Source organism: Amycolatopsis pigmentata (assembly GCF_042684065.1).
Lineage (GTDB): Bacteria > Actinomycetota > Actinomycetes > Mycobacteriales > Pseudonocardiaceae > Amycolatopsis_E > Amycolatopsis_E pigmentata.
This window is the reverse complement of record NZ_JBHUKR010000024.1, coordinates 109,417-122,197: the sequence shown is the minus strand read 5'-3', so window position 1 is coordinate 122,197 and position 12,781 is coordinate 109,417. Positions and strand designations below refer to the sequence as shown.

Annotated in this window: 14 protein-coding genes; 12 read left to right on the top strand and 2 right to left on the bottom strand. The window is 67.1% G+C overall.

The genetic code is table 11. From position 1 onward, the window contains the following. Window position 1: 1 nt before the first annotated feature. From ACFSXZ_RS37365 to ACFSXZ_RS37345, 5 genes are all read left to right on the top strand, one after another. Window positions 2-535, top strand: a complete 534-nt coding sequence (locus ACFSXZ_RS37365; RefSeq protein ID WP_378271062.1) for a general stress protein — start codon at window positions 2-4, stop codon at window positions 533-535. Window positions 536-649: 114 nt separating this feature from the next. Further along, the gene (locus tag ACFSXZ_RS37360; RefSeq protein WP_378270886.1) at window positions 650-1,942 is read left to right on the top strand and encodes an ABC transporter substrate-binding protein; all 1,293 of its coding nucleotides are present in this window, start codon (window positions 650-652) and stop codon (window positions 1,940-1,942) included. Between the two features lie 8 nt (window positions 1,943-1,950). Then, on the top strand, window positions 1,951-2,925 hold the full coding sequence (locus ACFSXZ_RS37355) for a carbohydrate ABC transporter permease (RefSeq protein ID WP_378271060.1): 975 nt from the start codon (window positions 1,951-1,953) through the stop codon (window positions 2,923-2,925). Next, window positions 2,925-3,767: a carbohydrate ABC transporter permease gene (locus ACFSXZ_RS37350; RefSeq protein ID WP_378270884.1), complete on the top strand. Its 843-nt coding sequence runs from the start codon at window positions 2,925-2,927 to the stop codon at window positions 3,765-3,767. Before ACFSXZ_RS37355 ends, ACFSXZ_RS37350 begins: the two co-directional genes overlap by 1 nt. Before the next feature lie 4 nt (window positions 3,768-3,771). Continuing rightward, window positions 3,772-4,956, top strand: a complete 1,185-nt coding sequence (locus tag ACFSXZ_RS37345) for an ABC transporter ATP-binding protein (protein WP_378270882.1) — start codon at window positions 3,772-3,774, stop codon at window positions 4,954-4,956. A gap of 227 nt (window positions 4,957-5,183) precedes the next feature. On the opposite strand, the gene corA is transcribed toward ACFSXZ_RS37345, so the two are convergent. Next, window positions 5,184-6,266, bottom strand: a complete 1,083-nt coding sequence (corA, locus tag ACFSXZ_RS37340) for a magnesium/cobalt transporter CorA (RefSeq protein WP_378270880.1) — start codon at window positions 6,264-6,266, stop codon at window positions 5,184-5,186. Window positions 6,267-6,565: 299 nt separating this feature from the next. On the opposite strand from corA, the gene ACFSXZ_RS37335 reads away from it, so the two are divergent. The 3 genes from ACFSXZ_RS37335 (at window position 6,566) to ACFSXZ_RS37325 (ending at window position 9,871) form a co-directional block, all read left to right on the top strand. Beyond that, on the top strand, window positions 6,566-7,069 hold the full coding sequence (locus ACFSXZ_RS37335; protein ID WP_378270878.1) for a MaoC family dehydratase: 504 nt from the start codon (window positions 6,566-6,568) through the stop codon (window positions 7,067-7,069). A 37-nt stretch (window positions 7,070-7,106) separates the two neighbouring features. Continuing rightward, a complete protein-coding gene (locus tag ACFSXZ_RS37330; RefSeq protein ID WP_378270877.1) occupies window positions 7,107-8,201 on the top strand; it encodes a DUF2332 domain-containing protein in 1,095 nt (364 codons plus the stop codon). Between the two features lie 65 nt (window positions 8,202-8,266). Beyond that, on the top strand, window positions 8,267-9,871 hold the full coding sequence (locus ACFSXZ_RS37325; RefSeq protein WP_378270876.1) for an acyl--CoA ligase family protein: 1,605 nt from the start codon (window positions 8,267-8,269) through the stop codon (window positions 9,869-9,871). On the opposite strand, the gene ACFSXZ_RS37320 is transcribed toward ACFSXZ_RS37325, so the two are convergent. Then, window positions 9,872-10,273, bottom strand: coding sequence for an NUDIX hydrolase (locus ACFSXZ_RS37320; RefSeq protein ID WP_378270875.1), 402 nt, complete (start codon window positions 10,271-10,273; stop codon window positions 9,872-9,874). 152 nt (window positions 10,274-10,425) lie between these two features. Between ACFSXZ_RS37320 and ACFSXZ_RS37315 the strand changes: the two genes are divergently transcribed. The 4 genes from ACFSXZ_RS37315 to ACFSXZ_RS37300 all read left to right on the top strand — a co-directional run bounded on the left by ACFSXZ_RS37315 (window position 10,426) and on the right by ACFSXZ_RS37300 (window position 12,757). Continuing rightward, entirely contained in the window at window positions 10,426-10,617 is a 192-nt protein-coding gene (locus ACFSXZ_RS37315; RefSeq protein WP_378271081.1) for a hypothetical protein, read from the top strand. Between the two features lie 18 nt (window positions 10,618-10,635). Beyond that, complete coding sequence (locus tag ACFSXZ_RS37310) at window positions 10,636-11,196, top strand: PH domain-containing protein (protein ID WP_378271059.1); 561 nt, start codon at window positions 10,636-10,638, stop codon at window positions 11,194-11,196. A 69-nt stretch (window positions 11,197-11,265) separates the two neighbouring features. Continuing rightward, on the top strand, window positions 11,266-12,126 hold the full coding sequence (locus tag ACFSXZ_RS37305) for a PHP domain-containing protein (protein ID WP_378270873.1): 861 nt from the start codon (window positions 11,266-11,268) through the stop codon (window positions 12,124-12,126). Between the two features lie 4 nt (window positions 12,127-12,130). Further along, window positions 12,131-12,757 (top strand): MarC family protein, encoded by a 627-nt coding sequence (locus tag ACFSXZ_RS37300; protein ID WP_378270872.1) that lies wholly within the window; start codon window positions 12,131-12,133, stop codon window positions 12,755-12,757. Window positions 12,758-12,781 lie beyond the last annotated feature (24 nt).

Here is a 12,781-nt window from a genome sequence, read left to right as displayed (position 1 = left end):
GATGACCGTGACCGGCTCGTTTTCCTCCCCAGGACGTCCTAGCCAGGGTCTGCCGCGTACACCGACGCCCCCGAGCGGGTGGCCGATAGGTTCCTACGCCACCTATGCCGAGGCGCAGCACGCGGTGGAACACCTCGCGGACAACGACTTCGCCGTCTCCGACGTGACGATCGTGGGCGTCGATCTCATGCTCGTCGAGCGGGTGATCGGCAGGCTTTCCTGGGGCAAGGTGCTCGGCACCGGCGCCGTTTCCGGCGCCTGGTTCGGTCTGTTCGTGGGCCTGCTGCTGAGCTTTTTCAGCGGTGGCACGAGCATCACCTACCAGCCCATTCTGGTCGGCCTGCTCTCCGGCATGCTGTTCGGCCTGGTCTTCGCCGGGATCAGTTACGCCTCGACCCGCGGTCGCCGGGACTTCTCCTCCGCGAGCCAACTCGTCGCGGGCCGTTACGACGTGCTGTGCCAGCCACGGACCGCGGAACAGGGTCGGGATCTGCTGGCGAAACTCGCCATGCGCCCCTCCGGGTCAGCGGGCTGAATCGTTACGGTTGCTTGCCAACAAAGATCCCTCCGGCATACGTTGTACCCCCACCGATTCACAGGCACGGCGTCGTGCGGTCCTCATCGGCGTGCCTGTCGGGGAGGAGATCTGATGGGGAAGCAGAAGACGCTGGCGGCGCTTGGTGCCGGCATGCTCGCGGCGGGGTTGCTCACCGCGTGCAGTTCCGGTAACGGCACCACGATCAATATCTACTATGCGCCGGAAGACACTTTCCAGACCGTCGTGGACAACTGCAACGCCAAAGCGGCGGGGCGTTACCACATCGTCTACAACAAGCTGCAACGCGGCGCGGACGACCAACGACAGGCCATGGTGCGCAGGCTCGCCGCCGGTGACGCCGGGCTCGACATTCTGGGGCTCGACGTGACGTGGGTGCCCGAGTTCGCCGAGGCGGGCTGGGCCGAGGAATGGACCGGCGCGAACAAGGCGGCCGCCGAGGACGGAGTCCTGCCGGGCCCGCTGGAAACCGCGACGTGGAACGGAAAGCTCTACGCGGCGACCAAGAACACCAACGTGCAACTGCTCTGGTACGACGATCGGCTCACTCCCGATCCCCCGAAGACGTGGGATCAGATGATGACCGAAGCGCACCAGCTCAAGGCGGCGGGCAAGCCCGGTGCCGTGCTGTTCACCGGTACTCAGTACGAGGGGCTGGTGGTGGTCTACAACACCCTCGTCGAGTCCGCGGGCGGCCACATCCTGTCCGACGACGGCAAATCCGTGGTGATGGACGCGGGAGCGGTCAAGGCGCTGGAAATCCTCAAGCAGGTGAGCTCGACCGGTATCACCGACCCGTCACTGACCAACTCGAAGGAAGACGACGTCCGCCAGGCCTTCCAGCGCGGCAACGGCGCCTTCGAACTCAACTGGCCGTTCGTCTACGCCTCCTATGCCAAGTCGAAAGCGGCCGACCTGCCGCATTTCAAGTGGGCGACCTATCCGGCGGTGAGCGAGGGAGAGCCGGCGAAGACCACGATCGGCGGTTACGACCTGGCCGTCAGCACGTACTCGCGGCACAAGCCCGAGGCGTTCGAAGCCGCGTTGTGCTTGCGTGACAAGGAGAATCAGAAGTTCTCCGCGCTGAAGGACGGCGTGCCGCCGACCATCGAGTCGATCTACGGCGACGACACCGGACTCGACCCGGCCAAACCGGTCGACGCCAAGAACAATCCGAGCATGGCGACCGCGTATCCGATGCGGGACACGATCCTCACCGCGCTGCGCAACGCGGCGGTCCGACCGCTGACGCCGGCGTACCAGAGCCTGTCCACGGTGATCTCCAAAGTGCTCTCACCACCGTCGAAGATCGACCCGCAGGCCACGGCGGCCGAGTTGCGCGACAAGCTTTCCGATGCGCTGCAGTCGAAAGGGGTGATCCCGTGAGCGAGGCGGTGTCCGAAGTGCCGGCCACACCGACGGTGCCGGTGACGCCGGCGAGGCCGTCGAAGGCCAAACCCGCGCTGAGTGAAGGGAAAAAGGCCGAGCGGCGGCTGGGCCTGCTGTTGTGCGCCCCGGCCGCGATCGTGATGGTCGCGGTCACCGGATGGCCGATCATCTACTCGATCTGGCTGTCGTTGCAGCGTTACGATCTCCGGTTCCCGAGCCAGCGGATGTTCATCGGTCTCGACAACTACGTGACCGTGCTGACGAACTCGTACTGGTGGACCGCGTTCGGCACCACCATGGCGATCACGGTCGTGTCGGTGGTGATCGAACTGGTGCTGGGCATGGTCCTCGCACTGATCATGCACCGCACCCTCGTGGGCCGGGGCCTGGTGCGGACGGTCGCCCTGATCCCGTACGGGATCGTGACCGTCGTGGCCGCGTTCTCCTGGTACTACGCATGGACGCCGGGCACCGGCTACCTGGCGAACACGCTCGGCCCGGACGCCGCTCCGCTGACCCAGTACCTGCCTTCGCTGGCGATCATCGTGCTGGCCGAGGTGTGGAAGACGACGCCGTTCATGGCGTTGCTGCTGATGGCCGGCCTCGCGCTGGTGCCGGACGACCTGCTCAAGGCGGCGTCGATGGACGGTGCGAACGCGTGGCAGCGGTTCGTCAAGGTGATGGTGCCGGTGATGAAGCCGGCGATCCTGGTGGCGCTGCTGTTCCGCACGCTCGACGCGTTCCGCATCTTCGACAACATCTTCGTGCTCACCAGCGGCGCGAACGACACGTCGTCGGTGTCCATGCAGACTTACAACAACCTGCTGAAGGGATTGAACCTGGGCATCGGTTCGACGATGTCGGTGCTGATCTTCATCACGGTCGCGATCATCGCGTTCGTCTTCATCAAGCTGTTCGGCACCGCCGCGCCGGGCTCGGATCCCGGCGCCGCCGGGAGCAAGCAAGGGGGCAAGCGCTGATGGCCATGCGGACAGCCGTCACCACCGGCCGCAGGACCCGCTGGACGCTGATCGACATCGTGGTGGTGGTCTACGCGCTGGTGCCCGTGCTGTGGATCCTGTCGTTGTCGTTCAAGACCAAGGACACCCTCGACGACGGGAACTTCATCCCGCGCGCGTGGACGTTCCAGAACTACGTCGACATCTTCGCCACCTCGGACTTCGTCCGGGCACTGATCAACTCGCTCGGGATCGCGATCATCGCGACCCTGATCGCGGTGGTGCTCGGCACGATGGCGGCCTACGCCGTCGCCCGGCTCGATTTCCCCGGCAAGCAGCTGCTGGTCGGGCTCTCGCTGCTGATCGCGATGTTCCCGCAGGTGTCGCTGGTGTCGCCGCTGTTCAACATCGAGCGTTCGCTCGGTCTCTTCGACACCTGGCCGGGGCTGATCCTGCCTTACATCACCTTCGCGCTGCCGCTGGCCATCTACACCCTGTCGGCGTTCTTCCGCGAAATCCCGTGGGAGCTGGAAAAGGCGGCGAAGATGGACGGCGCCACCCCGGCTCAGGCGTTTCGCCGGGTGATCGCGCCGCTGGCCGCGCCGGGCGTGTTCACCACCGCGATCCTGGTGTTCATCTTCTGCTGGAACGATTTCCTCTTCGCGATCTCGCTGACGTCGACCAACGCCTCACGGACGGTGCCGGCCGCGTTGTCGTTCTTCACCGGGGCTTCCCAGTTCGAAGATCCGACCGGGACCATCTCCGCGGCCGCGGTGGTGATCACGATCCCGATCATCGTGTTCGTGTTGTTCTTCCAGCGTCGCATCGTCGCGGGGCTGACTTCCGGTGCCGTGAAGGGGTAAGGGCATGGCTGAGATCATTCTGGACAAGGTGAGCAAGCGGTACCCCGACGGCGCGCTTGCGGTGTCCGAAGTGGACATTCAGATCGCCGACGGCGAGTTCATCATCCTGGTCGGGCCCTCCGGCTGCGGCAAGTCGACCACGCTGAACATGGTCGCGGGCCTCGAGGACATCTCGTCGGGCGAGCTGCGCATCGACGGCCAGCGGATGAACGAGCGGGCGCCCAAGGATCGCGACATCGCGATGGTGTTCCAGTCCTACGCGCTGTACCCGCACATGAGCGTGCGGGAGAACATGGCCTTCCCGCTCCGGCTGGCCAAAGTGGACGAGGCCACCGTGCGTCAGAAGGTCGAAGAGGCCGCGCGCGTGCTCGACCTGACCCAGCACCTCGACCGCAAGCCGGCGAACCTTTCCGGCGGGCAGCGGCAGCGGGTGGCGATGGGGCGTGCCATCGTGCGCAGTCCCAAGGCGTTCCTGATGGACGAGCCACTGTCCAATTTGGATGCCAAACTGCGCGGTCAGATGCGCACCTCGGTGTCGAAGCTGCAGAAACAGCTCGGCACGACCACGCTGTATGTCACGCACGACCAGACCGAGGCGATGACCCTGGGCGACCGGGTGGTGGTGCTTCGGGCCGGGTACGTGCAGCAGATCGGCAGCCCGCAGTTCCTCTACGAGCATCCGGCGAACCTGTTCGTCGCGGGGTTCATCGGATCGCCTTCGATGAACTTCGTGTCGGCGACCCTGGAGGTGGGGCAGCTCAAGAGCGCGCTCGGGTCGTTCGCGCTACCGGACCGCCTTCGGAGGTCGGCCGAGGCCTCGAACGCGCCGCGAGAGGTCATCGCCGGCGTTCGTCCCGAGCATTTCGAGGACGCCGCGCTCGTCGAGGAGCACGCCAGGCAGTCCGGCGTGACCTTCACCGCGCACGTCGACGTGCTGGAATCGATGGGGGCGGAGAAGTACGCCCACTTCACCCTCGAAGGCGGCGGCGTGACTTCGTCGGATCTGGCGGAACTCGCGGCCGACAGTGGTTCGGACGACGTGCCCGGCGGCGGTGGCGCGCAGATCGTCGCGCGGCTTTCCGCCGCCTCCGGCGTGGCCGAGAGCGCCCCGATCGACATCTGGTTCGACCCGGCCAAGGTCCAGCTGTTCGACCCCTCCAACGGCAAGAACCTCACCTACGACGCCTGACCGGAGGGCTGGGTTTTGGAGGAAGGTGGCTTTACTACGGTTCATCCGTAGTAAAGCCACCTTCCTCACGAACGAGCAGCGGCGCTACTTGGCGGCCAGTTCGGGGTGGTCGGCGATGACGATGGCCACGACGGCGATCCAGACCACCGACAGGGTCAGCGCCCAGAACTTGAGGTTGGTCAGCAGACGGGACATGGGAAGACTCCTTTGGCGCCGATCAGGAAGGACTACAGCCAGCGGTTCTTCCTGAATATTCGGTAAAGGAGCAGGCAGATCCCGAGGATGACGACCAGGACCACGGGATAGCCGAACTTCCAGTGGAGCTCGGGCATGTAGTCGAAGTTCATGCCGTAGATGCCGGCGATCATCGTCGGCACGGTGATCATCGCCGCCCAGGCGGTGATCTTGCGCATGTCGGTGTTCTGTTGCAGGGAGATCTTGGCCACGGTGGCGTCGACCAGTGTGGTCAGCAACTCGTCGAAGGCGGCGACCCGTTCGGAAACGGTGGTGAGGTGGTCGTCGACGTCACGGAAGTACGAGCGCACCTCGTCGGGGACGAGCCGGGTGAAGCCCTCGGCCAGCCGCCGTACCGGGGTGGCCAGCGGCATCACCGCCCGGCGCAGTTCGAGGACCTCGCGTTTCATCAGGTAGATCTGCTCGGCGCTGACCTGAGTGCGGGGCGCGAAGACCCGTGTCTCCATCTCCTCGATGTCGTCCTCGACCGAGCTGGTCACCTCGAGGTAGTGGTCGACGACGTGGTCGGTGATGGCGTGCAGCACGGCGGCGGGGCCGATCCTGAGCTGTTCCGGGTCCTCGTCGAGTTCGCCGCGCAAGGTCGCGAGGCCGGAGTGCGCGCCGTGCCGGACCGTGATGATGAAGTCGAGGCCGAGGAACGTCATGAGTTCGCCGGTCTCCACGATCTCGTTGGCCGTGGTGGGCGACTCGTGCTCCACGTAGCGAAGCGTCTTGAGCACCATGAACAACGTGTCGTCGTAGCGTTCGAGCTTCGGCCGCTGATGCGCCTGCACCGCGTCCTCGACGGCCAGTTCGTGCAGTCCGTAGGCCTCGGCGATGCCCTGGATCTGTTCGTGGGCGGGCTCGTGCAGCCCGATCCACACGAATCCCTCGCGCCGCCGCCGCACCTCCTTGATCGCGTCGGCGTGCGTCCAGTGTCCGGGCAGGCGTTTGCCGTCGACATAGACGGCACAGTCCACGATGTAGTCGGAAACGGGTACCGAGAGCGTCGGCGCGACACGGGCGCGGCCGTTGCCCCGGCCCCGGAGGCCGCCGAGGGAAGGAATCGCGGGCATGGGATCTCCTGGCTGACGTAGTACGTGCTACGACGGCCGAGCGGTTTTTCGTCCGCCCGGCGACCAGCGCTCCCGAAGGTGTCCTACCGGCGATGAATCGGGCAGGCCGTCACGGTGAGAACGCTGGTTTGACTGGGGAGCGGACTATCACCACTACTCATCGTGCGTTCCTCACCTCCTTGGGCCGGCCTGCCAGTACTCCCGTTTGACGGGTTACCACCGATGGTCGAGGGTACTCCTCGACATTCCATAACGTCGCCCGAGGTCGGTGTGGCGTTACCCGCAGGGAGGTTCCTGGCGTGCAGTTCGGGCGTTACTTCGACGAGTTCGAGGTCGGCGCGGTGTACAAGCACTGGCCCGGCAAGACGGTCACCGAATACGACGACCACCTGTTCTGCCTGCTCACCATGAACCACCATCCGCTGCACCTCGATGCCCACTACGCGGGGGAGACCACCGACTTCGGGCGGAACGTGGTGGTCGGCAACTACATCTACTCGCTGCTGCTCGGCATGTCGGTGGCCGATGTCTCGGGCAAGGCCATAGCCAACCTCGAGGTGGAGTCGCTCCGCCACGTCAAACCGACCTTCCACGGGGACACGATCTACGGTGAGACGGAAGTCCTGGAGAAGACGCCGTCGAAGTCCAAGGACGACCGCGGCGTGGTCTCCGTGGAGACCAGGGGGTACAAACAGGACGGGACGATAGTCTGCGTCTTCCGCAGGAAGGTGCTGGTGCCGAAGCGCTCCTACGGCGATGTCCGTGGTGGTGAGCAACCCGGCCGCCCGGTGCCGCACGAGTGACGTGGGCGGTGTGGCGACCAGCCGGGAGGGACGAACCGTGACTCTGGACGAGATCAAGCGGGGCCTTCGCGCGTTCGCCGCTGGGCAGGCCGCCGGCGTCTCGCCGCTGTACGAGCATCTCGCCGAACGGGCCGCCGACGACGACGAGGTGGCCGGGCTGCTGGCGCCCGCCGCCGAACCGGCACTGCTGCTGGCCGCCGCGCACCGGCTCGTCCAGGCCGATCCGGTCCACCCGCTGTCGCGCTACTACCCGTCACTCGGTGGCTTCGACGGGGTGGACTCCGGCACCTGGCCGACCTTCCGCGACTTCCTGCTGGAGCGAACGGATCGAGTGCGCGAGCTGATCGCGTCGCACCGGATCGAAACCAACGAGGTCGGCCGGGCGGCCGGGCTGTATCCCGCGGTGGCGAAGGCGGCCAAGGAAGCGGGCGGGAAGATCGGGTTGCTGGAAGCCGGCTGTGCCGCCGGCCTCCTGCTCGGCCTCGATCGGTTCGGTTATCGCTACCAGTGCGACGGCGGCGAGCAACTCGTCGCCGGGCCTGCCAAGGCACCGGTCGGGCTGCACTGCGCGCTGGACCTCGGCGAGGGCGCGGTGACGCCGAAGCCGGCCAAGAAGATTTCCGTGGGGGCGAGGGTCGGCCTGGACACCGCGCCGATCGATGTCTCGGACGAAGACGAGCTGGCCTGGCTGGAGGCATGCGTGTGGGCGGACCAGCTCGACCGCATTCGCCTGCTGCGCACGGCGGCCGCGGCCCAGCGCAAGGATCCGCCGGAACTCGTCGCCGGGGACGCGGTCGACGACCTCGCCGCGGCCGCCGCGAGGGTGCCCGAAGAGCTGCCGTTAGTGGTGATCACCTGCCGCCTTCTCGCGCACGTGCCCGAAGGACGGCGCGGCGACTTCGTCTCCGAGCTGGCGAAACTGGCCGGCACCCGCCCCCTGTGGTGGGTTTCCGACGAGCCGTACGAAGTGGCGCTTTCGTACGTCCTCCCGGGCCGCGACGAGGAGGCGTTCTGGGGTGGGACCGGTACGTGCACGCTCGGCCTGGTCCGGTGGAACGACGGCAAGGCCGATGGCGTCGCGCTTGCTCGCACATCCCGCTACGGGCATCGGATGACCTGGCTGGCGCGCTGAGCGCCGGAACGATCGTTTCGTCAGGCGATGTCGACAGGTCGCCACGGGTGCGTGAGGATGGCTAGATGGCCGTCAACGACGACACCTGGTTCACGCCGCTCACCCCGCTGGCCTTCCTGGAACGTTCGGCCCGGGTCTTCCCGGACAAGGACGCGATCATCCACGGCGACCGCCGGGTCACCTATCGCGAGTTCGCGGCCGAAACCACCAGAGTGGCGCACGCCCTGCGCGCGTGCGGCGTCCGGCCCGGCGACCGGGTCGCCTACCTGCTGCCCAACATCCCCGAAATGCTCGTCGCGCATTTCGCGGTTCCGCTGGCCGGTGCGGTCCTGGTCGCGATCAACACCCGGCTCGCGCCCGCCGAGATCCGCTACATCCTGGAACACTCCGGGGCGAAGGTCCTCGTCGTGGACGCGGCGCTGCACGGTTCCGTAGCGCCGGTGGTGGCCGAGGTGGACCTGGCCGAGATCGTCACGGTGATCGACGGCGCCGAACCCGATCCCGCGGTCGGCGGTATCACCTACGCCGACCTCCTCGCGCGGGGTGCCGACGAGGAACTCCCGTGGACGGTGGACGACGAGCGGGCCACCATCTCGATCAACTACACCTCCGGCACCACCGGCAAGCCCAAGGGTGTGATGTACCACCATCGCGGGGCCTACCTGAACTCGCTCGCCGAGATCATCCATTCCGGGCACACGCCCGATTCGCGGTATTTGTGGACTCTGCCGATGTTCCACTGCAACGGCTGGTGCACCACCTGGGCGGTCACCGCGATCGGGGGCACCCACGTGTGCCTTCGCGCGGTCGACGCGGCCGAGATCTGGCGGCTGCTGGAGGCCGAGCGGGTCACGCACCTCAACGGCGCGCCGACGGTCCTGGTCACGATCGCCAACCACGAGGGCGCGCACCCGTTGCCGCGCGAAGTGGTGGTGACCACCGCGGGCGCGCCGCCGAGCCCGACCGTGATCCGGCGGATGTCCGAACTCGGTGCCCGGCTGGTCCACGTCTACGGCCTGACCGAGACCTACGGGCCCTACAGCGTGTGCGAGCAGCAGGAAGACTGGCTGAAGCTGGACATCGCCGAGCGCAGCGCGCTGATGTCGCGCCAAGGCGTCGGCATGGTCGTGACCGATGGCGTGCGCGTCGTGGACGAGGACATGCGCGACGTGCCCGCCGACGGCGCCACCATGGGTGAGGTCGTCATGCGCGGCAACAACGTGATGTCCGGCTATTTCTCCGATCCCGAGGCGACCGCTCGTGCCTTCCGGGGTGGCTGGTTCCATTCCGGCGACCTCGGCGTGATGCACCCCGACGGCTACATCCAGCTCCGCGATCGGGCGAAGGACATCATCGTCTCGGGTGGGGAGAACATCTCGACCATCGAGGTGGAGGCGGCGATCGACTCGCACCCGGCGGTGCTGGAGGTCGCCGTGGTCGGCGTGCCCGACGACAAATGGGGCGAGCGCCCCAAGGCCTACGTCGTGCTCCGCGAACCGGTCGAGAAGGACACGTTGCTGGACCACGTCCGGAGCCGGATCGCGCGGTACAAGGTGCCCGATCGGGTGGAGTTCGTCAGCGCGTTGCCCAAGACCTCGACCGGGAAGATCCAGAAGTTCCAGCTCCGTGAGCGGGACTGGGCCGGGCGGGAGAGCCGGATCCAGGGGTGACTACGCCCGGGGCAGGTGGCCCCACTCGCCGAGCGCCTCGGCGAGGCCTTCGGTGATCTCGAGCCGCGCGAACTCGCCCGCGTCGACCCAGCGCGCGTCGCCGGCATCGTCGCCGGCCCGCAGGGTCCCGCCGCCGACCTCGCACAGATAGTCGTAGATCTCGTACGGGCCGCGGATCACCCGGCCGGCGAGGATGGTCGGGACCACCCGCAAGCCCGTTTCCTCCCGCATTTCCCGGATCACGGCCTCATGGTCGGTCTCGCCGCGCTCGACCCGGCCGCCGGGCAGCGACCACAACCCTCGCCCGGGGTCTCGCGCACGGCGAATCACGAGCAGCCGGCCGGCGCGATCGAACGTGATTCCCCCCACGCACCGCACCAGTTGGTGATCGCCGGGCCCCATTGGTCAAGATTAGCCCAGCAAGCGGCGCGGGAGGGGGACACGCAGAGTAGCCATACGGTATGCTCACGTGCGGGCACTGGCCCAAGCGCGGGACTTTCCTCCCGCAATGGACCTCGGTGCGGTACAACGTTAGTGGCGCACTTGCTAGACCGATGCCGCAGCAACAGACGGGATTGATCGCAGTGAACACGAAGAAAATCGCCGGACTCGTGGCTATCGCGTTGGTCTTGTTCTTCGTGATCGCCCACCCGGGGAACGCCGCACACCTGGTCGGGAACATCGTCGACTTCCTTCGCAGCTCGGCCGAGGCCGTGATCACCTTCGTCAGTAACGTATTCGCCTGATCGGCTGATCCCATGGCTATGTTCGCGCCTCGTGATCCGGACGAGTACCTGCTCGACACGGAGCGGAGGGTCATCCGGGTCCGCAGGCACTGGACGGTGCTGGCGTGGGACACCTTCGAGGCCGTCGCCCTGCTGGCGATCTGCGTCATGGTCTCCTACCTGCTGCCCGCCTCGGCGTGGGTGCTGCAGAACGTGCTGTGGTACGCCGCGCTTCTCGTCGTCCTGTACTACGCCTACAAGGTGATCGAGTGGTGGGTCGAACGGCTGGTGGTCACCGACAAGCGGTTCGTGCTGACCAGCGGCGTCTTCACCACGAAGGTGGCCATGATGCCGATCAGCAAGGTCACCGACCTGACCTACAAGCGCACCGCCTGGGGCCGGATCTTCGGTTACGGCACGGTGGTCGTCGAGTCGGCGGGCCAGATCCAGGCGCTCAACCAGATCGACTTCCTGCCCCGGCCCGAGGAGTTCTACGACACCATCTCCGAGCTGGTCTTCGGTGACAAGGCCAAGCAGGCCGAGCGGTTCTCGATGATCAAGGCTCAACGGCGGGCGCAGGGCAAGCGAATGGTCGGTTGACCACTCTTTGGTGAGGTGAGGACCACCTGAGTGGGGCCTCGCCGGGGTCTCTCGGCGAGAATGGGTGCGATGCGTATCGACCTGCACGCCCATTCGACGGTCTCGGATGGCACCGACACCCCGGCCGAGCTCATGGCTGTCGCCGCCGGCGCCGGTCTCGACGTGCTGGCGATGACCGATCACGACACCACCGCGGGCTGGGCCGCCGCGGCCGACACCCTGCCGCGCGGTCTGACCCTGGTACGGGGCGCCGAACTGTCCTGCGTGAGCACCTTCGACGCCGGTCGTCCCGTCAGCGTCCACCTGCTGGCCTACCTGTTCGACCCGGCCTCGCCCGCGATCGTGGCCGAGCAGCGGCGGCTCCGGCGGGAACGCCGTGAACGGTTGCACGCGATGGCGGCCCGGATGGCGGACGACGGCTTGCCGATCGACCCCGACGAGGTGCTCGGCGTGCTCCCCCCGGACTCTCCCGCGGGCCGTCCACACCTGGCGCAGGCCCTGGTCCGCGCGGGTCTTGTGTCCACTGTGGACGAAGCTTTCGCGGGCTACCTCGGCAACGGCCGCGGCTACTACCTGCCGCGCCAGGACACGCCCGTCGAATCCGCCATCGACATGATCACGGTGGCGGGCGGGGTGACCGTGTTCGCGCATCCCTTCGCCCGCAGCCGTGGACGAATCGTCTCCGCCGACACCATCGCGGAGCTGGCCGCGCGCGGACTCACCGGCCTCGAGGTCGATCATCCGAACCACGACGAGGCCACCCGCGCCGAGCTGCGCGGACTCGCCCGGGAACTGGGCCTGGTACAGACCGGTTCGAGCGACTACCACGGCAGCAACAAGACGATCCGGATCGGCGCCGAGACCACCGATCCGGAGGCCTTCGACGAACTGGTGGCGAAGGCGACCGGATGTCCGCTGGTGACGGGATGATCGCTTGACCTTACGGAACATCTTCGACGTCAACCTGTTCCTCGAGGCCGCGATCACCCTGTTCGTGATCATGGATCCGCCGGGTACGGTCCCGGTTTTCCTCAGTCTCGTCGGCCGCAAGCCCCCCGCGGCGAGAGCTCGCGCGGCACGGCAGGCCGTGCTCGTCTCGCTGGTGGTGATCTCGGTCTTCGCGGTCGCGGGGCAGGCCATCCTGGCCTACCTGGGCATCGGGATCCCCGCCTTGCAGGGTGCGGGCGGTCTGCTGTTGTTGCTTGTGGCGCTCGACCTGCTCACCGGACGCAGCGGCAGCCAGCCGGAGGTGGTGGAGGACGTCAACGTCGCGCTGGTCCCGCTCGGCACGCCGCTGCTGGCCGGTCCCGGGGCGATCGCCGCGACCATCGTGTTCGTGCGCGGGGCGTCCGGGCGGCTCGGTGCGTACGTGGCGCTCGGCCTGGCCATCGTCGCCGTGCATGTGGTGATCTATCTGTTCATGCGCTACTCGGGCCTGGTCATCCGCTTGATCAAGGAAAGCGGTATCACGCTGGTGGCCAAGATCGCCGGTCTGCTTCTCGCCGCGATCGCCGTGGAACTCGTCGCCAGTTCCGTGCGCGGCTTCATCGCGGGCGGCTGACCTCTGGGCGCGGAGTTCTTCGCG